General features: G+C 71.3%; 16 protein-coding genes and 3 pseudogenes. 5 read left to right on the top strand and 14 right to left on the bottom strand.

Going from position 1 to position 19,186, the window contains the following annotated elements; all coding sequences use genetic code 11:
• Positions 1-5 precede the first annotated feature (5 nt).
• The 8 genes and pseudogenes from F0344_RS28805 to F0344_RS28770 form a co-directional block, all read right to left on the bottom strand.
• Entirely contained in the window at positions 6-917 is a 912-nt protein-coding gene (locus tag F0344_RS28805; protein ID WP_185301541.1) for a carbohydrate ABC transporter permease, read from the bottom strand.
• Positions 914-1,843 (bottom strand): carbohydrate ABC transporter permease, encoded by a 930-nt coding sequence (locus F0344_RS28800; RefSeq protein WP_185301540.1) that lies wholly within the window; start codon positions 1,841-1,843, stop codon positions 914-916. Before F0344_RS28800 ends, F0344_RS28805 begins: the two co-directional genes overlap by 4 nt.
• Positions 1,844-1,957: 114 nt before the next feature.
• Positions 1,958-3,685: an L-arabinonate dehydratase gene (gene araD / locus F0344_RS28795; protein WP_185301539.1), complete on the bottom strand. Its 1,728-nt coding sequence runs from the start codon at positions 3,683-3,685 to the stop codon at positions 1,958-1,960.
• A complete protein-coding gene (locus F0344_RS28790; protein ID WP_185301538.1) occupies positions 3,682-4,584 on the bottom strand; it encodes a dihydrodipicolinate synthase family protein in 903 nt (300 codons plus the stop codon). The genes araD and F0344_RS28790 overlap by 4 nt, the downstream gene beginning before the upstream one ends.
• Before the next feature lie 32 nt (positions 4,585-4,616).
• A complete protein-coding gene (locus F0344_RS28785; protein WP_185301537.1) occupies positions 4,617-5,273 on the bottom strand; it encodes a GntR family transcriptional regulator in 657 nt (218 codons plus the stop codon).
• Positions 5,274-5,532: 259 nt separating this feature from the next.
• Positions 5,533-5,736, bottom strand: a complete 204-nt coding sequence (locus F0344_RS28780) for a hypothetical protein (RefSeq protein ID WP_185301536.1) — start codon at positions 5,734-5,736, stop codon at positions 5,533-5,535.
• Between the two features lie 111 nt (positions 5,737-5,847).
• Positions 5,848-7,032, bottom strand: a pseudogene (locus F0344_RS28775) (hypothetical protein).
• Complete coding sequence (locus F0344_RS28770) at positions 7,029-8,033, bottom strand: 5-dehydro-4-deoxyglucarate dehydratase (RefSeq protein WP_185301535.1); 1,005 nt, start codon at positions 8,031-8,033, stop codon at positions 7,029-7,031. Before F0344_RS28770 ends, F0344_RS28775 begins: the two are co-directional and overlap by 4 nt.
• A gap of 278 nt (positions 8,034-8,311) precedes the next feature.
• Between F0344_RS28770 and F0344_RS28765 the strand changes: the two genes are divergently transcribed.
• From F0344_RS28765 to F0344_RS28755, 3 genes are all read left to right on the top strand, one after another.
• Entirely contained in the window at positions 8,312-9,121 is an 810-nt protein-coding gene (locus F0344_RS28765; protein ID WP_185301534.1) for an NAD-dependent epimerase/dehydratase family protein, read from the top strand.
• Between the two features lie 168 nt (positions 9,122-9,289).
• Positions 9,290-9,520, top strand: a complete 231-nt coding sequence (locus F0344_RS28760; RefSeq protein ID WP_185301533.1) for a hypothetical protein — start codon at positions 9,290-9,292, stop codon at positions 9,518-9,520.
• Positions 9,521-9,628: 108 nt separating this feature from the next.
• Complete coding sequence (locus F0344_RS28755) at positions 9,629-10,843, top strand: TerD family protein (protein ID WP_185301532.1); 1,215 nt, start codon at positions 9,629-9,631, stop codon at positions 10,841-10,843.
• 109 nt (positions 10,844-10,952) lie between these two features.
• Here the strand turns inward: F0344_RS28755 and F0344_RS36190 are convergent, their stop codons facing one another.
• The 5 genes and pseudogenes from F0344_RS36190 to F0344_RS28730 form a co-directional block, all read right to left on the bottom strand.
• Positions 10,953-11,183 carry a hypothetical protein gene (locus F0344_RS36190; RefSeq protein ID WP_258050152.1) on the bottom strand — a complete coding sequence of 77 codons (231 nt, stop codon included), beginning with the start codon at positions 11,181-11,183 and terminating at the stop codon, positions 10,953-10,955.
• 266 nt (positions 11,184-11,449) lie between these two features.
• Entirely contained in the window at positions 11,450-12,946 is a 1,497-nt protein-coding gene (locus F0344_RS28745; RefSeq protein ID WP_185301531.1) for an alkaline phosphatase PhoX, read from the bottom strand.
• Between the two features lie 230 nt (positions 12,947-13,176).
• Positions 13,177-14,678: pseudogene (locus tag F0344_RS28740) on the bottom strand (hypothetical protein).
• Between the two features lie 196 nt (positions 14,679-14,874).
• Complete coding sequence (locus F0344_RS28735; protein WP_185301530.1) at positions 14,875-15,729, bottom strand: SGNH/GDSL hydrolase family protein; 855 nt, start codon at positions 15,727-15,729, stop codon at positions 14,875-14,877.
• A 16-nt stretch (positions 15,730-15,745) separates the two neighbouring features.
• Complete coding sequence (locus F0344_RS28730) at positions 15,746-16,411, bottom strand: DUF4232 domain-containing protein (RefSeq protein WP_185301529.1); 666 nt, start codon at positions 16,409-16,411, stop codon at positions 15,746-15,748.
• A 38-nt stretch (positions 16,412-16,449) separates the two neighbouring features.
• Here F0344_RS28730 and F0344_RS28725 point away from each other — a divergent pair.
• Positions 16,450-16,641 (top strand): annotated as a pseudogene (locus F0344_RS28725) (hypothetical protein); the annotation flags it as partial.
• A 214-nt stretch (positions 16,642-16,855) separates the two neighbouring features.
• Here F0344_RS28725 and dapD read toward each other — a convergent pair.
• Positions 16,856-17,851, bottom strand: a complete 996-nt coding sequence (dapD, locus tag F0344_RS28720; protein WP_185301528.1) for a 2,3,4,5-tetrahydropyridine-2,6-dicarboxylate N-succinyltransferase — start codon at positions 17,849-17,851, stop codon at positions 16,856-16,858.
• Positions 17,852-18,002: 151 nt separating this feature from the next.
• On the opposite strand from dapD, the gene F0344_RS28715 reads away from it, so the two are divergent.
• The gene (locus F0344_RS28715) at positions 18,003-19,172 is read left to right on the top strand and encodes a DUF7847 domain-containing protein (protein ID WP_185301527.1); all 1,170 of its coding nucleotides are present in this window, start codon (positions 18,003-18,005) and stop codon (positions 19,170-19,172) included.
• The last annotated feature ends 14 nt before the right edge of the window (positions 19,173-19,186 follow it).

Here is a 19,186-nt window from a genome sequence, read left to right as displayed (position 1 = left end):
GTGCGTCAGCCCTTCACTGCGCCGGCGCTGAAGCCGGTGATCAGCCACTTCTGGATGAAGGCGAAGACGATCACCACGGGCACGGCGGCGATGACACCGCCCGCGGCGAGCGCCCCCAGGTCGACGCTGTCGGCGCCGATGAGGGTGTTCAGGCCGACCGGGATCGTCTGCTTGTCCTGTTCGCTGAGGAACATCAGGGCGAACAGGAAGTGGTTCCAGCTGTGCACGAAGGCGAAGGAACCGACGGCGATCAGTCCGGGCCTGAGCAGCGGGAGGACGACCGCGCAGAAGGCACGGAAGCGCGAGCAGCCGTCCACCCAGGCGGCTTCCTCCAGCGTCATGGGCACGTTCTTGATGAAGCCGCTGATCAGGATGATCGACAGCGGCAGCTGGAAGACCGTCTCGGCGATGATGACGCTGCCGAGGGAGTTGATCATCTGGAGGTTCTTGAAGATCTCGAAGAGCGGTACGAGCATCAGCGCGCCCGGGATGAACTGCGAGCACAGCAGCGCCAGCATGAACCCGTTCTTGATCCTGAAGTTGAACCGCGCCAGCGCGTAGCCGCCGGCCAGGGCCACCAGGGTCGTGGTGAACAGGGTGGCGACACCGACGATCATGCTGTTCTGGAAGAAGACGGCGAAGCTGCGCTCGTTCCAGACCTTGGAGAAGTGCTCGCCCGTCATCGGCCAGGGCACCAGCGAGGTGGAGCCCGCGGGCCGTACCGCGAAGAGGAACATCCAGTAGAACGGGATGAGGGTGAAGAGCAGATAGATGCCCAGGGGCACGTAGATCTGCCAGCGCGGTACGTCGTCGAAGGCGCGCTCACGGCCGCGGCGGCGGTGTGCGGGGGGCTTCGGGGGAGTGCGTACGGGTTCCGGGGCCGTGCCCGTGTGCTTCTCGGCGAGTGCGGCAGTCACTTGTGGTCGCCTCCGAACTTGCTCAGGCGCAGATAGACGATCGAGCAGAAGAGGAGGATCACGAAGGCGACGGTGGTGAGCGCGGAGGCGTAGCCGAAGTCGTGGCCCTCGATACCGGTGTTGGCGACGTAGAGCGGCAGTGTGGTGGTCTCGCCCGCCGGTCCGCCGCCGGTGAGGGTGTACAGCAGGTCGACGTTGTTGAACTCCCAGACGCCGCGGAGCAGGGTGGCGAGGATGATCGCGTCGCGCAGGTGCGGCAGGGTGATGTGGACGAACTGCCGTACGCGGCCGGCTCCGTCGACCGAGGCCGCCTCGTACAGCTCCTTCGACACGGACTGCAGGTCGGCGAGGATGAGGATGGCGAAGAAGGGGACTCCGCGCCAGAGTTCGGCGACCGTGGCGGCCCAGAAGACGGTGCCGGTGTCGGAGAGCACCGAGGTCCCGTAGTCACCGATCCCGGCGTCCGCGAGGTAACGGCTGAAGCCGGTCGAGGAGTTGTAGAGCAGGATCCAGATGGTGCTGGTGAGGACGCCGGAGACGGCCCAGGGAGAGAAGACCATCGCCCGGGAGATGCCGCGGCCGATGAAGCTCTGGTTCACGATCAGTGCGAGGGCGAGGCCCAGCGCGAGCTGGAGCGAGACCTGGACGCCGACCCACTGGGCGCTGAAGCCGAGTGTCGTCCAGAAGTGGTCGTCCTCGGTGAAGATGCGGGTGAAGTTGTCGAAGCCGGCGAAGCCGTTCCGCCACGGCTTGGTGACGTTGTAGTTCTGGAGGCTGTAGTAGAAGACGCTGATCACCGGATAGGCGATGAAGCCCAGCATCAGCAGCCCGGCGGGCGCGATCAGCAGGTAGGGCAGTCGGCGCGGGCTCGCCGATCGGCGCTTGGGCACCTTGGGCGGTTTGGCCACGGCTGCGGCTTGGGCCATGACACGTCTCCGTTCTTCGCGGTGTGCGGGTGTGGTGCATGGAGTGCGCAAGCGCTTGCCGCATGTCATTCGGTATACCGGACGAGGCGGCGCGCAGAATTCTGTTCGGCCTGTTCAGCCGGCGTACGGGTCGGGCACGTCTCCCTGCCGGGACAGGAAGGCGAAGTCGCAGCCGGTGTCGGCCTGGGTGATCTGGTCCTGGTAGAGCGCCCCGTAGCCGCGCCCGAACCGGTTGGGCGGCGGCGTCCACTCGGCGCGGCGGTGTGTCAGCTCCTCCTCGGGCACATCGAGGTGGAGCAGACGCGCCCCGACGTCCAGCGTGATCGCGTCGCCGGTACGGACCAGGGCGAGCGGACCGCCGACGTACGACTCGGGCGCGATGTGCAGGACGCACGCCCCGTAACTGGTGCCGCTCATCCGGGCGTCGGAGATCCGCACCATGTCCCGGACGCCCTGCTTCAGCAGGTAGTCGGGGATCGGCAGCATGCCGTACTCCGGCATTCCCGGACCGCCCTTGGGTCCCGCGTTGCGGAGCACGAGGACGTGGTCGGCGGTGATGGCCAGGGCCGGGTCGTTGATGGTGCGCTGCATCTCCTTGTAGTCGTCGAAGACGACCGCGGGACCGGTGTGACGCAGCAGGTGCGGCTCGGCGGCGATGTGCTTGATGACCGCGCCGTCCGGACAGAGGTTGCCGCGCAGGACCGCCACGCCGCCCTCCTCGGCGAGCGGGTTGTCCCGCTCCCGGATGACCTCCGCGTTGTGCACGAGCGCCCCGTCGAGCTGCTCGCGCATCGAGGTGTGCGAGACGGTGGGACGGTCCAGGTGCAGTACGTCAGTGAGGCGGGACAGGAAGCCCGGCAGCCCGCCGGCGAAGTGGAAGTCCTCCATCAGGTACTGGCCGCCGGGGCGGAGGTTGGCGAGCACCGGCACCGTACGGGCGATGCGGTCGAAGTCGTCCAGGCTGAGCTCCACTCCGGAGCGGCCCGCCATGGCGATCAGATGGATCACCGCGTTGGTGGACCCGCCGAGCGCGAGGACGGTGGCGACCGCGTCCTCGTACGCCTCCGCCGTGAGGATCTTCGACAAGGTCAGCTGCTGCCAAACCAGTTCGACGATCCGGATGCCCGACTGCGCCGCCATCCGGTCGTGGCCCGAGTCGACGGCCGGGATGGACGAGGCGCCCGGCACCGTGACGCCCATCGCCTCGGCGGCGGCCGTCAGGGTCGACGCCGTCCCCATGGTCATGCAGTGTCCGGGCGAACGGGCGAGCCCGTTCTCCAGCTCGGCCATCTCGCAGTCACCGATGAGCCCGGCCCGCTTGTCGTCCCAGTACTTCCACATGTCCGTGCCGGAGCCGAGGATCTCGTCGCGCCAGTGGCCCGGCAGCATCGGGCCCGCGGGTACGAACACGGTCGGCAGGTCGACGGAGGCGGCGCCCATCAGCAGCGCGGGCGTGGACTTGTCGCAGCCCCCGAGCAGGACGGCGCCGTCCACCGGATAGGAGCGCAGCAGCTCCTCGGTCTCCATCGCCAGCATGTTGCGGTAGAACATGGGCGTCGGCTTCTGGAAGGTCTCCGAGAGCGTGGAGACCGGGAACTCGAGCGGGAAGCCACCCGCCTGCCAGACCCCCCGCTTGACCGCCTGCGCGCGGTCGCGCAGATGGACGTGGCAGGGATTGATGTCCGACCAGGTGTTGAGGATCGCGATGACCGGCTTGCCCAGGTGCTCTTCGGGGAGGTAGCCGAGCTGACGGGTGCGGGCGCGGTGACTGAACGAGCGGAGCCCGTCCGTGCCGTACCACTGGTGACTGCGCAGTTCCTCGGGGGTGCGCCGGGTGCTCATACGGACCACCCGGCGACCTGGTCGGCGACCTCGGCGCGGCGCTCCTCGGGCAGCACTCTGCTGGGGGCGCGGACATCGCGGCGGCAGAGGCCGAGCGAGGCCAGGGCCTCCTTGACCACGGTGACGTTGTCGGCGGACTGCCGGTCGGCGCGCAGTTCCTCGAAGCGGCGGATCTGCTCCCAGACCTTCATCGCCGCCGCGTAGTCCCCGGCCCGCAGGGCCTCCAGCATGGCCAGCGAGACACCGGGGGCGACGTTGACGAGGCCGGAGGTGAAGCCGGTGGCGCCGGTGGCGAAGTAGGAGGGGGCGTACAGCTCGGCGAGGCCGGCGACCCAGACGAAGCGTTCGAGGCCCGCGTCCCGGGCGAAGGCGCCGAAGCGGGCCGCGTCCGGTACGGCGTACTTCACCCCGATGACGTTGGGGCAGCTGTCGGCGAGTTCGGCCAGCGCCTCGCCGCCGAGCAGCGGGTTGCGGATGTAAGGGACGACGCCGAGTCCGGGTACGGCTTCGGCGATCGCGCGGTGGTAGTCGATCCAGCCGTCCTGGGAGACGTAGGGGTGCACCGGCTGGTGCACCATCACCATCTCGGCGCCGGAGTCCCTGGCGTGCCGGGCGGCGGCGACGGCGGTCGGTACGTCGTGTCCGACGCCCACCAGGACGGTGGCGCGGCCACCGGTCTCCTCGACGGTCAGTTCGGTCACGGCCCGCCGCTCGTCGGGCGTGAGCGCATAGAACTCCCCGGTGTTGCCGTTCGGGGTGAGGATGCGGACGCCGCCGTCGAGCAGCCGTCGCAGCAGGGCGCGGTGCGCCGCCGTGTCGATGGTCCCGTCCTCGGCGAACGGGGTCACCGGGATGGCCACGACATCTGCGAGGGCCGCCTTCAGCGGAGTGAGGTCCATGCGGACACGCCTTTCGTCTGTGTGCTGGTGGTTCACGCCGCGTCACCCCCGTCGACGTCGTCGGGGAAGGCACGGCGCACGAACGACGCGATGTGGTCGTGCAGAGCCCCGGCGGCAGCGGCCGCGTCGGCGGCGAGCGCGAGCCGCAGGATCTCCCGGTGCTCGGCCGCCTCCCGCTCCCAGGTCGGGATGACCGACCAGGCCACGGTCGACACGAGAGCGGCCTGGTCGCGGACCTCGTCGAGCATCCTGGCGAGCAGCGGGTTTCCGCAGGGCAGGTAGAGCGCCCGGTGGAAGTCCCGGTTGGCCAGGGAGCGTTCCGCCTTGTCCTGCGCCGAGTCGGCCCGTTCCAGGGCCTCCTGGGCCTCGTCGAGCGAGCCCTTGCGGGTGATCGAGCGACGCAGCGCCTCGGGCTCCAGGAGGAGCCGTACGTCGTACACCTCGCGGGCCATGGTCGCGTCGACGAGCCGTACGGTGGCGCCCTTGTACTGGCTCATGACGACGAGCCCGGTACCGGCCAGTGTCTTCAGCGCCTCCCGCACCGGGGTCTTGGACACCCCGAATTGCGCGGCGAGTTCGGTCTCCACCAGTGCCTGCCCTGGGCTCAGCTGCGCGGTGAGGATCGCGTGCTTGATCGCCTCCAGCACGTACTGGGTGCGGGACGGAATCGGGGTGGGCGCAAAAGTCATGGGTGAAGGGCTCTCACATCTCGCGTATCGCGTCTCATATATGACGTACGAAGTACGACGCGATGAAGCTAGAGCTGTGCCGAATGTTTCGTCAACGGTTCTGACAGAAGAAGTTTCACGGCTCGTCGTTCGCTGTTGCCGTTTTGTCCTCAATGGGGCTGAACGGCCGAGCCCTCCATGAGAGCTGTGCCGCTCACCGGGCTCGACGGGGCGGCGGTCCACGCGGTGGCGGACGAGCGGCCGTCCCGCTCCCACGCGTTCACCGGGGGTGCCGTACGCGGCCCAGGACGCCGGTTCCGTGGCGGTCGGGCGACTGGCGGGGCCGCTGCTGCGGCGGGATGCCGCAGCGGGCGTTCGCGGCTGCCGGGATCGCCCCGTTCGCGGTGGCGGTGGCGGCGAGAGCGCTCCCGTACGCCGCGGCGACCCAGGTCGCGGGCGCGGCGATCGGGGCGGGGCCGCTCACGGCGTACGGGTGCCGCTGCCCGTGACCGGGGCGGCGGGGCCGTTAACCGCGGTCCTGCTGGTCACGGGCCGGCGGGGGAGGCTGACGGACTCCCCCACCGGCCCGCTCCCGTCATCGCCCGACGCGTGAGAGCGCGTCGGCGACGGCTTCGAGGTCCGGGCCCGAGGCCAGCCCGGCGTGGTACAGCCGCAGTTCGGTGGCGCCGAGCGAGGCGGCGTGGGCGGCGTCGCGGTCGAGCGTGCCGGGGCTGCCGCCCATCCCTGAGACGACGCCGAAGTTGGCGGCGAGAACGCCCTGTCCGGACCCGCCCGCGAACGGCCCGAGGACCGCTCCGCGCGCCGCGTCGCCACCGGCGCAGGGCAGCACCACACCGTCTGCGACGGAGAGGATGTGGCGCGCGTCGACGCCCGCGTTGGCTCCCGTGCGGTACGCGGCGGGGTCGGCGTGCAGGAGCACCTGGAACCCGGCCCCCGCGGCTTCCCGAACGGCGGCGACCGCTGCCTCCTGGAGCGTACGGGCGACCTGGCCGCGCCACCGGAGGGTGGCCTCGGCGAGCTCGGCGCCGAGAAGCTCACCGACGGCGCACCAGCCCGCCCCCGCGGTGGCCGATCCGGCCCAGACCGGCGCCAGGGCGCGCCGCACCGAGACGCTCAGCTCGTCCGCGTCCAGGCCCTGCTCGCCGTATCCGGCCCGGCAGACCGGGCAGAAGCAGAGCGACATCAGATACTGCGCCGCGTCCCCCAGACCGACGCCCGCGGTCTTGTCGTGGGCGTGCAGATGGGCGAAGCCGTACCAGCCGCAGGACTCCAGCTCGGTACCGAGCGACCCCTCGCGGACCGCCGCCTCGGCGGCCAGGTCCACCAGGTAGGCGTGGACGGCCGGCTGGGCGATGCAGGGCGCCCACGGATAGCGGTCGCCGTAGGCGTTGACCACCGAGGTGTCCGGGTGTTCGGCGCCCAGCCGGGAGTTGTGCGCGAGCACGACCCAGCTGTGCACCTGGAGACCGGCGTCGGTCAGCGCCCGAGCCGCCTCCGCGTACGGGTCGGGGCCCGGCACCTAGGACTGCTCGTGGGGCCGCAGCGCGCGCCCCGACCAGCGTCGCGCGTCCGGCGGGTAGAGCACCGCGGCGTACTCGGCGGTGACGATCCGGCGGTCCGGGTGCCGCGGGGTCAGCGCCCGGGTCGAGTGGTAGGCGGACGCGAGGGTCACCTGCTCGATCCCGAGGCCGGCGATGCGCGCCGCGGCATCCGGGTCGCCCACGACGTCCCAGGGGTAGAGGAAGGCAGAGGTCTTCACCCGCGTGCCACCGCCTCCCGCGCCCCGGCCCCGGACGCCGCTGCCTCCGGCATCCCGGGTCCGCGCGCCTCCAGCACGGTGCGTCCGCTCGCGATGATCGCGACGAGCTCCTCGATGTGGGCGGCGGGCGGCTCCATGAGCGGGGTGCGCACCTCGCCGACGTCCAGTCCCCCGAGCCGGACGGCCGCCTTCACCAGCGAGACCGCGTAGCCGTGCCCCTTGGCGCGCAGCTCGACCAGCGGCCGGTAGAAGTGGTCCAGCAGGGCGTTGGCCAGCTCGTCGTCCCCCGAGTCCAGCGCCCGGTAGAAGGCGAGGGCGATATCGGGGGCGAAGGCGAAGACGGCCGAGGAGTAGAGCGCGACGCCGATGCCCCGGTAGGCGAGTCCCGTGAGTTCGGCCGTCGGCAGCCCGTTGAAGTACAGGAAGTCCTGGCCGGGCGCCTGGGTGCGGACGGCGCTGACGATCCGCTGCATCAGGTCCAGGTCGCCGTAGCCGTCCTTGAGACCGATGATCCCGGGCGTCCGGGCGAGCGCGACGACCGTCTCCGGAGTGAAGACGGCGTTGTCGCGCTGGTAGACGACCGTCTCCAGCCGGGTGGCGGCGGCAAGGGCGGTGTAGTGGCGCAGCAGCCCCTCCTGGCCCGCGACGACGAGGTACGGCGGCAGGGCGAGAAGCCCGTCGGCGCCCGCCGCCTCGGCGCGTTCCGCGTACTGGATCGCGAGTGCGGTGCCGTATCCGGCGCCCGCGACGACGGGCACCTGCCCGGCCGTCTCCTCGACGGCAGCAGCGACGAGAAGCCCGAACTCGTCGGGAGTCAGCGCATGGAACTCGCCCGTGCCGCAGCACGCGAAGACGGCGGCCGCACCGGCGTCGACGCCGTGCCGCACATGGGCGCGGAAAGCCGTCAGGTCGATGGCGCCGTCCGGCCCGTAAGCGGTCACGGGGAAGAAGAGCGGCCCGGCGACTCGAGTGAGCCGGGCGGCAAGGGGGGCTGAGGTCACGGGCGCTCCCTGAGCGGATTCAAGCGTGCACAACTATGATTGATGTCCATATTCATGAACAGCGCCACGCTAAAGCAGGTGCCGGGGGAAGGTCAAGACAGGAACGCGGGCCGGGAGGTGCACTCACTCCGCACGCACTCCGCACCCGCTCACCCGGCGCGGCACTTGACGCGATCAGCCAGGCGTTCGTAACTTGTCCACCCATGTGAATGTCATCCATGGATTTGATGTGTTGCACGCGTCTGCCGCGTCCGCGACCGCACCGAGGAGATCCCCGAATGCCCGCTCCCCGTACCGTTCTGATCACCGGCGCCGCCGGCGGCCTCGGCACCCTGATGCGCGCGCTGCTGCCCGCGCACGGCTACGAGCTCCGGCTCCTCGACCTCGTCCCCATCGACGGCGAACCGGACGCGATCGTCGCCGATCTGGGCGACAAGGACGCGCTCCGCGAGGCCGTTCGGGGCGTCGACGCGATCATCCACCTCGCGGGCATCTCCCTGGAAGCCTCTTTCGACAAGATTCTGCGCGCGAACATCGAGGGGACCTACAACCTCTACGAGGCCGCGCGCGAGGAGGGCGTGCGCCGGATGGTGTTCGCCTCGTCCAACCACGCCATCGGCTACACCCCGCGCCCGCTCCCCGGCGACACCCTGGTTCCGGTCGACGTCACCCGCCGCCCGGACACCTTCTACGGCCTCTCCAAGTCCTTCGGCGAGGACCTCGCCCAGCTCTACTGGGACCGCCATGGCATGGAGACCGTGTCCGTGCGCATCGGCTCGTGCTTCGAGGAGCCCACGTCGGTACGGATGCTGTCGGTCTGGATGAGCCCCGGCGACGGTGCCCGGCTCTTCCACGCCGCGATCAGCGCGGAGAACGTCGGGCACACCGTCGTCTACGGCTCATCGGACAACACGCGCCTGTGGTGGGACCTGAGTTCGGCCCGGTCCCTCGGGTACGAGCCGCAGGACGATTCCGAGCCGTACGCGGACAAGCTCATCGCCGAGCAGGGCGAACTGGACCCCGCCAAGCCTGAGCACGCCCACATCGGCGGCCACTTCGTCACCGACCCGCCGATCTGGCCCCACTGACCGGCCACAGCGGGCCCTCCCTCCACATCGGGCCATCCTCCAGACCGGCCTGGCCGCACCGGGCCGGTCGCACCGGCCTGGCCGCACCCGGCCTGCCCCGTCGGCCGGACGCCCGGCGGGCGGAAATCCCGATGACAGCCCTCCGCCCGCCCGGGCATCATGCGGGCCATGCCGAGACCTTCCGGATTCCTGTACGAGCAGCACGCCGACGCGAGCGTCACCCTCACCCATCACGGCCGCCCCGCGGGCACACTGCGCGGGAGCCGGGCGGCGAAGTTCGTGGCCGATGTGACCTCGGGAGACGCCCAACTGGTCATGGCCCGCTGGACGGGGGCGTACAAGCACGGCAACGAGCACGTCGCCCGCGATCACCCCCGCAACCGGCGGGGCGGCCGCTGACGGACGACCCCCGGGGCCGTAACCGCGCGCGCCGGCGCGGTAACACGTACGGAGCAGTCGGGGCAAAGGTAAGGGAACGGCAAAGCCGGGTCGTTCGTTACTCCGTGCATGACCGCAATGACCCCCGGCTCGAACATCCCTCTCTCCGCCGCCCGCGTGGCGGTGGACGTCGCCGCTCCTGTGCGGCTCGACGTCTCGGGCCTGCTGCTCACCGCCGATGGCAAGGTGCGCTCCGACGACGACTTCATCTTCTACAACCAGCCCTCGGGCTCCGGCGTGACCTACCGGTCCGGCGGCGGCTCGGCGCCCGACGCGATCGTGGTGGACACCTCGGCGATCCCGCCCGGCATCGAGAAGGTCGTCGTCACCGCGAGCCCCGATGCCGCAGGCCAGTCCTTCCAGGGCATCGAGCCCACCGCCACCGTGCGCAACGCGGACGACGGCACTCCCCTCGCCACGTTCACACCGCCCCGGCTGGGCGCCGAGACAGCGCTCGTGGTCATCGAGATCTATCTGCGCAACGGCGCCTGGAAGGCCCGCGCCGTCGGCCAGGGCTATGCGAACGGGCTGGCGGGCATCGCCACGGACTTCGGTGTCTCGGTGGAGGAGCCGGCCCCGGCCGCCGCTCCCGCTCCGCAGGCCCCGGCGGCTCCGCAGGCCGCCCCCGTCGACCCGCGCATCGCGCCTCCGGCCCCGGCGGCTCCGCCCGCCCCGCCGGCCGCCGCACCGGCTCCCGCGGGCTCCGGCAAGATCAACCTGGACAAGGGCCGTGTCAGCCTCCAGAAGAACCAGACGGTGTCCCTGGTCAAGGGCGGCAAGCCGCTGCTCTCCCAGGTGAAGATGGGCCTCGGCTGGGAGCCGGCGTTCCGCGGCAAGGACATCGACCTGGATGCCTCCGTCATCGCCTACGGCCCCAACCGGAATCACCTGGACAGCTGCTACTTCGGCAAGCTCTCCATCCTGAACGGCGCGATCAAGCACTCAGGCGACAACCTCACGGGTGAGGGCGCAGGTGACGACGAGGTGATCGTCGTGGACCTGGGCCGCATCCCCGCGGAGGCGACCGGCCTGGTCTTCACGGTCAACTCGTTCACCGGTCAGAAGTTCACCGAGGTCGCCAAGGCGTACTGCCGGCTGATCGACGCGGCCACCGGCGAGGAGCTGGTCCGCTTCGACCTGACCGGTGCGGAGCCGCAGACCGGTGTGCTGATGGCCAAGCTGATCAAGCAGTTCACCGGCGAGTGGGAGATGACCGGCATGGGCGAGTTCGTGAAGTCGCGGACCGTCCGGGGCATGGTGAAGCCCGCCGCCAAGTCCCTGTAACCCGGCGACGGGCCGAGCCCGGGAACGGCTTCCGGGGCACCTGATGACTCTCAGGTGCCCCGGGTCCGGAGATTCTCCAGGCGGACGCTGTGTGAGCTCGTGATCCTTCTCAGAGCTTCGTCAGCTTGGAGTACGGGCTCAGAATCCTCCCCTGTCGCCCAGAGAAGTCGATGAGCACCGCATCGTTGTCGCCCTCGACAGCGAGGATTCTGCCGAGCCCGAACTGGTCGTGCGACACCCTGTCGCCCACATCGAAACATTCGACCGGTGGGGCCGCCTGGGCCGGGCGGTTGAAGGGACTGGAAGGCAGGTATCGCCGGGAACCGGCTGACTGTTTCATTAAGTCGAGTATGCGCCTTGAGAGCGTCCGACGCCATGCCCGACCACTCCTGGGGGCGCAGTAGTGCCGGATTCGTAATCAGCCGTTCCGGTGCACGGCACGGCTTCTGCCCACTGCCACCAGGGCTGCCATCCGGAATCCCGCCCTGGAACGCCCCCCGAAGGTGTGGCGGTTCTCGCTTCCCGACGGGGCGCGGCCGACCCGCACGTCGGCCTCCCCCGCGGTGTCACCACGCTCTGTGCGCGCGGCCCGCTCTTCGGTGAGGGTCAGTCGGACGTGGCGGTACCCGCGTGGCCGGGCCGGTTCGGCTTGCGCTTCCAGGGGCCGGTGATGGCGAGCAGGATTCCGGGCGTCTGAATGTTGGCGAAGAGCGTCTTCCCGTCGGGCGAGAAGGTCACTCCGGCGAACTCGCTGTACTTGGGCTTCTCGGCCGTGCCCACGTTGAGGTCGTTGCGCGCGATCGGGTACGTACGGCCGTTCTCCGTCGCACCGAAGAGGTGCGAGATGCCGTCGCCGTCCTCGGCGATGACGAGGCCGCCGTAGGGCGAGACGGTGATGTTGTCCGGGCTGTCGAAGGCACCGTCCACGGACGGGTCGGGGTTCACGCCGAGGAGCACCTTGAGGGTCAGGGTGCGGCGCTTGGGGTCGTAGAACCAGACCTGGCCGTCGTGCGCCACGGGGCTTTCGTCACGGGCGTACGAGGAGACGAGGTACGCGCCGCCGTCGCCCCACCACATGCCTTCGAGCTTGCGGCCCCGGGTGACGTCCAGCTGGCCGAACTGCTTACGCACGGGGACCGTCCTCGCGTCACGGTCGGGGACGTCGGCCCAGTCCACGCCGTACACCGTGCCGATCTTCGTGGCGCGGGACAGGTCGTCGACGAACATGCCGCCGCGGTCGAAGCACTTGGCCGCCTGGAGGACACCGGCGTCGTCGGCGAGCGTGCGGAGCTTGCCGCGGCCGTGCTTGAAGCCCTGCGGCGGGACCCAGCGGTAGAACAGCCCGTTGGGGCCGGAGGCGTCCTCGGTCAGATAGGCGTGGCCGCTCCGGGGATCGATGACGACGGCCTCGTGGTCGTACCGGCCGAACGCCTTGACGGGCCGCGGGTCACGGTTGGCGCGCCGGTCGTAGGGGTCGACCTCGAACACGTAGCCGTGGTCCTTGGTCATTCCGTTCTGACCGGCCTTGTCCGAGTTCTCCTCGCAGGTCAGCCAGGTGCCCCAGGCCGTGGAGCCGCCCGCGCAGTTGGTGGAGGTGCCGGCGATGCCGACCCACTCGGCGGTGCGGCCGTCCTTACGGGTCTCGACGACCGTGCAGCCGCCGGACGCGGCCGGGTCGTAGACCAGACCCTCGACGAGCGGGACGGGGTAGGCCCATTTGGAGCGGGGGCCCTTGAGCTCGTGGTTGTTGACCAGCAGCGTCACTCCGCGCGGGCCCTCGAAGGCCGCCGTGCCGTCATGGTTGGAGGGAGTGGACTCGCCGGACTCCAGCCTGGTGACACCGCTGCGCGTGAGGATCCGGTACGAGAATCCGGCGGGCAGCGCGAGGATGCCATCGGGGTCGGGGAGCAGCTCTCCGTACCCCGGCGACCGGTCGTGGCCGTGACCGTGGCCGTTTTCGGAGCCGTGCCCCTGGCCGTGCTCCGGGTCCTGGGCTGCGAGGGCGCCGGGCGCGGTGGCGAGCGCGCCCACGGCACCGGTGAGGGCGATACCCGCACCGGTGAGGGCGGACTGCCGGGTGAATTCCCTGCGAGTGAAGGACATCGCGGACTCCATGTGAGGTTTCGGGCCGGGTGGGTGGCGCGCCCAGGCTCCCTCCCTCACACCAACGGAGGTTGAACAAAGAACGGCTTGGAGCGGCACCCTTCTTGTGATGCTGTGGCCGGAGAAGCCTGTGACCTGCCCAGTCCATGCGTCCGGGGCCTCACCGCGCACCGAGGCGGCATCCTCGACCGCACCGAGGATGCCGCCAGGGCGGGCGTGCCCGCCGACCGTCAGCCGCTCTTCCTGGACCGCGCCTTGAACGCGGCCTTCCGCGCTTCCTTCGCCGCCTTCTTGTCGCTGTGCAGCCGCCCCATGGCCTCCAGGACCTCCGCCGTGCCGGGGTGGTCCACGCGCCACACCTCGTCGAAGAAGCCGCTGTGCTGACCGGAAAGGCCCTCGACCAGCCCCCGGAGCTCGTCCAGGTCGCTGTCGGCGTCGAGCTGGGCGGCGATCGTGTCGACGGCGAGCCAGAAGATCATCGGCTCCGGCGGCGCGGGCACGTCGGCCGCGCCCCGCTCCGCGAGCCAGACCCGCGCCAGACCGCCCAGTTCGGGGTCGTCGAGCACCGAGCGCACGGCGGGCTCCGCCGCCGGTCCGGCCAGGGCGAGCGCCTGCTGGCAGTGCAGACGGCGCAGCGGCGCGCCGGCGTCGGAACCGCGCGAGGCACTCAGCAGCTCGCGCGCGGCCGTCACCACGCCGACGCTCCCGTGCCGGCCGATCCACAGTTCGGTCTCGGCGCGGACGGCGTCCTCGGGGTAGTACGCGATGCCCGCGAGGAGTTCCTCGGCCCCCTTCCCCGCGAGGTCGCCGATCGCGGGGGCGTCCACGCCCGCCTCCAGCATCCTGGCCCGGACGCCGTACAGGCCGAGGGGGGTGAGCTTCACCAGCCCGTAGCGGGTGACGTCCTCCTCGTCGGCGGGCGGCGCACCGTCCTCACCCGCCTCGCCCTCCTCGGTCAGCAGCGTCTCGTCCAGCGGCCGGTACTCGACGATGCCGATGGGTTCGAGCACCCGGAACTGGTCGTCGAGGCGCATCATCGCCTCGGACACCTGCTCCAGGACGTCGTCGGTGGGCTCCCCCATGTCGTCGGGCACGATCATCGAGGCGGCGAGGGCGGGCAGCGGCAGCGGGCCCTGGCCGGGTCCCGCCTCCGACACGGTCAGCAGGTACAGATTGCCGAGCACCCCGTCGAGGAACTCCGCCTCCGCCTCCGGGTCCCATTCCAGGGCGTCGAAGTCGATCGTGCCGTCCTCGTTGACGAGGTCGGCGAAGTCGTCGAAGGCCGGTGCGGTGGCATCGGCGTACACGGCCTCCAGGCCGTCGAGCCAGATCGACAGCACGTCCTGGGGGACCCGCCGGTCAGCAGGGCCAGGCTCTCGCCGACGGTGACGGTGCCCTCCGCCTCCGCGCCCTCGGTGTCCGCGCCCTCGGATTCCCCGTCCTCGGAGTCCGCCGGGTCCTCCACGTCCAGGAGCCCGGTGTCGACCGCGAGGCGCCAGGCCTCACTGGCGTACGCGGCGCCGTCCTCGTCGTCGTCGAGGCCCAGGTGCGCGGCCGCGGCCGGCAACTGCGCCTCGACCAGCTCACCACCCGCGCCGACCCGCGTACCGGGGCCGGCCCAGCGGGCGAGCCTGACGGCACGGGCGAGCAGCGGAGCGGCGAGCGCGTCCCGTGCCAGCTCGGCCTCGGAGTGCAGCCGCACCGGCGGCAGGGAGGGGCGCTCTGCGGACATCAGGTGGTTCTCCTCGGGAGGGTGACTCGGGCGTACCTGAGGGGTACGGAGTTCGGGCCGCCCAAGCCTAGACGCACTTCACTCCTCGCCACCCTGGATCAGGCTCAGCACGGTCGTGCAGCGGTTCACACCGCCGCCGGTCACCCCGGGGACCGTCTGCGCCTTCTGCCACTGCGGGGTCATGGGGCCGACTCCGTCACCGGGCCCGGCGAGCGCGTCGATGCGCGCTTGCGGGGAGGGGACGCACCGGCGGCAGCACGGGGGTCAGTGCGGGGGGGGGCAGCACCGGGGTCAGTGCGGACCGCTTGGCCGTTCGGCCGTCGCCGGAGGAGCGCCCCCTGATCCGGCGGACGGCCCACGGCCCCAGGAAGTTCGCGGCCCAGCCCACCTCCGTGGCCGCCCTGCGGACGACGGAGCGGGCGGGACGGTCCGGCAGGGGCGCGGCCCAGTCCGCGTGTCCGGGCACACCGAGTACGTGGGCCATGCCGGAGGCGATACGGGAGTGGCCCAGCGGCGCCGCGTGCAAGCGGTCCTGGCTCCAGAGCCGGGGGTCCACCGTCGCGGCCTGCGGGAAGGTGTCGAGGACGAGGGCGCCGTGCCGGGCCGCGGCCTCCCTGATCCGGGCGTTGAGGTCGAGGACCCGTGGGACCGCCCGCCGGGCCAGGGGTGCGATGCGGCCGATGTCGGGGAAGGTGACGGTGACCACGGTGGCGCCGGACGCGGTCAGCGCGGCGAACATCTCCTCCAGGTCCGCGGCGATCCGCGCGGCGTCGAAGCCCGGGCGCACGAGGTCGTTCATCCCCGCCATGACGGTGACGAGGTCGGGCCGCAGTGCGAGGGCGGGCGCCAGTTGCTCCGCCTTCACCCGGTCGGCGAGCCTGCCCCGTACAGCGAGGTTGGCGTAGAGCAGGCCGGGGTCGCCGGCGGCCAGGATCTCCGCGAGCCGGTCGGCGAAGCCGCGATGGCCACGGATGTCGTCGCCGTCCCCGAGTCCTTCGGTCTGGCTGTCACCGATGGCCACGTACCGGGTGAAGCCGCGTCGTGTCGTCATGCCCGGACCTCCTGGGTCAGTTGGATTCCCGCACACGCCAGGCGGTCATGTTCAGCTCGTCCATCAGCCGGACGTCATGCCCGACGAGGGGGAAGACGCGGGCGCCCGTGTCCGGGGCGGCGGCGATCTCCAGCGCGTCCCCCTCGACGAGGTCGCCGCCTTCCTGCGTGGACACCCAGGCGAGGGTCGAGCGGACGACGGCGCCCGGCTTCAGCGTGACCGGCTCGGCACCCGGGTCGGGACCGAAGTACGAGCCGCCCGGATTGACCTTCACGGGAAGCCGCTCGCCGTCCTCTCCGAGGGCCTGCACCGACGGATAGCCGTTGACGGGGTACGGCTTCCCGCCGCAGTTGGTGAGCGTGAGGACGACGGCCCGGTGGAACATCGCGGTCTCGACCTGCCCCATGTCCACGCGCACGCCGGAGGCGGGACAGTCGCCCTGAGCGGTGGGGGTGGGCGAGTAACCCCGCGCGGGGGCGTCCGCGGTGGGCGGGGCGGGAGGGTCGGGCGGCAGCTCGATGCCGGAGGGAGCCGTGGCGGCCGCCCGGCTCGGCGTCGGCCCGGGTTCGCCCTCGCCCGCCGGAACGAGGAATCCGGCACAGCCCGAGAGGACCAGCGCGCCCGCCACGGCGAGCACCGCCGAACCCGGTCCGCGTGCCCCGTTGCCTGACCGCGCCGCCATGTGCCCGCCCCCGCGTCCGCCTGCCGTTCGTGCGTTTCGAGTTGATGATGTCATCCGGCCTCCCCGGCACCGTGACGGCCAAGGCCCTGCTGCCCACGGGCCCGGTCCGTGAACCCTTGCAGCCCGCCGGGGAAGCGGCGGCCGAAGCCTTGCGCAGCGCCCACGCCGCACTGCTCGGCGCCTTCGCATCGCCGGACGGGCCGGGGGTGCCGAGCCCGTCCGGCGACTGAGGGCAGGGCGGCTGCCGGCCGAACCCGGCACGCCACCCGCTCGTCGCCCTAGGTCCTGTCTGGAGTTCCAGCGCGGGAGAAGGAGCGGCGTCCGGTGCCGTCGAATCCAAGGCGGAGGAGGGAGCGATGGCGGAGCCCTCGCGACTGACGACAACGCCGGAGGCGGCGGTGCCGGACGCCGCTCCTTCTCCCGCGCTGGAACTCCAGACAGGACCTAGTTGTGGTGCAGGATCTCGTTGAGGCCGCCCCAGACCGCGTTGTTCGGGCGGGCCTCCACCGCGCCGGTGACCGAGTTGCGGCGGAAGAGGATGTTCGAGGCGCCGGAGAGCTCACGGGCCTTGACGATCTGGCCGTCGGGCATCGTGACGCGCGTACCCGCCGTGACGTACAGCCCCGCCTCGACGACGCACTCGTCGCCCAGCGCGATACCGACGCCCGCCTCCGCACCGACCAGGCAGCGCTCGCCGATCGCGATGCGGACGTTGCCGCCACCGGAGAGCGTGCCCATGGTGGACGCGCCGCCGCCGATGTCGGAGCCGTCGCCGACGACGACGCCCGCGGAGATGCGGCCCTCGACCATCGACGTGCCGAGCGTGCCCGCGTTGAAGTTGACGAAGCCCTCGTGCATGACGGTCGTACCGGCCGCGAGGTGCGCACCGAGCCGGACCCGGTCCGCATCGGCGATCCGCACGCCCTTCGGCGCGACGTAGTCCGTCATCCGCGGGAACTTGTCCACCGAGGTGACCTGGAGGTGCAGGCCTTCGGCGCGGGCGTTCAGCCGGACCTTCTCCAGCTCGTCGACGGCGACCGGACCGAGCGAGGTCCACGCCACGTTGGCGAGGAGGCCGAAGATCCCGTCGAGGTTCTGCCCGTGCGGCTGGACGAGCCGGTGGGAGAGCAGGTGCAGACGCAGGTACGCGTCGTGCGCGTCGAGCGGCTTGTCGTCCAGCGAGGAGATGACCGTGGCGACGGCCACGACCTCGACGCCTCGGCGGGCGTCCACGCCGATGGCCCTGCCCGCGGCCTCCCCGAGCCGGTTCACGGCCTCGTCCGGCGTGAGGCGCTGCGTACCGGCCGGGCCGGGATCAGCCGTGAGCTCGGGAGCGGGGAACCAGGTGTCGAGAACGCTGCCGTCACCGGCGATGGTGGCGAGGCCGGCCGCAACGGCGCCGGTGGTACGGGGGGAAGCCTGGGAAGTCGTGTCGGTCATGACCAGAACCTAACCGGCCGGGGCCCGCACGAGCGAACCGGTCCCGGCCTCCGGCACACCGCTCCTCGCCGGTGAGCTCCGCCGGGGAACGCTACGGTGTCCCGACCGGTACATCGGACGACTGTACGAACAACGACATGACGGAGAAGCAGTGTCGCAGGACGCAGGGTGGGGCGGCGGCGCATACAGCGGCGCGCATCTCGGGGGCTCGCCGTACGGCGAGGGTGTGTACGGCGGACCACCCGGCCCGCCCGGGTGGGGTGGCTGGACGCCCCCGCCCAAGCCCGGAGTCATACCCCTGGCACCGCTGAAGCTCGGGGACCTGCTGGGCGGTGCCTTCACCACGATGGGCCGCTACTGGAAGCCGCTGTTCGGCATGGGCCTCGTGCTGTGGGGCGGATCATCGCTGGTGATGGTGGCGGCGATGGTCATCGCCTACTCCGCCGTCGCCAGCCACCTGGAGCACGTCGTCGCGCTCCCCCAGCACGTCGATCCCGACTCCTCGGACGTCGTGCCACTACTGACCGCCTTCGGCGTCGTGGCGCTGCTCGGCATCGTTCTCGTCGTGCTCGCCTCCGCCCTGATGTACGCGAGCGTTCCGGCGGTCCTCCAGGACGCGGTCCTGGGCCGCCAGGTCACCTTCGCCGCCGTGTGGCGGCGCTCCCGCGCGCGCATGGCGTCCATGGTCGGCACCGTGTTCCTCATGGGTCTGGTCGTGGCCGTCCCGGTCCTGCTCGTCATGGTCGCGTTCTTCGCCATGATGGTCGCTCTCATCACCCTGGACGGCGGCAACGGCGCCCTCACCATCATGTCGCTCGGCGTGCTGTGCGCCCTGCTCACGGCGCCGCTGGCGCTCTGGCTCTGGGTGAAGTTCTCACTGGCCCCGGCGGCCGTGGTCTTCGAGGGGCAGCGCCCCTTCGAGGCCCTGCGCCGTTCGTCGCAGCTGGTGCGCGGCGACTGGTGGCGGGTACTCGGCATCACGTGGCTGGCCGCCGCCATAGCGGGATTCGCCGCCTACATCATCCAGATGCCGTTCTCGATTCTCGGCATGTTCCCGACCATCATCACCACCGCCGACCTGGACGCCGACCCGAGTCCCACCGCCGTCATCTTCGCGATGAGCGGCTATCTGGTGGCGGTCATGATCGGGCAGATGGTCGCGCAGATCGTCTCGGGCCCCTTCCCGCTCCTGGTGAGCGGCCTGCTGTACGTCGACCGCCGCATCCGCACGGAGAACCTGGGCCCCGTCCTCGCCGAGGCCGCTGCCGTGCCCCAGCAGGGCGGTTCCCCGAAGGACAGCACCCCGCACCACGGCGGATGACCTGACCGGCCCCG

Source organism: Streptomyces finlayi (genome assembly GCF_014216315.1).
In the GTDB taxonomy this organism is placed as follows: Bacteria; Actinomycetota; Actinomycetes; order Streptomycetales; family Streptomycetaceae; genus Streptomyces; species Streptomyces finlayi_A.
The sequence above is the reverse complement of the archived record's forward strand: the minus strand, read 5'-3'. Positions and strand labels throughout refer to the sequence as shown.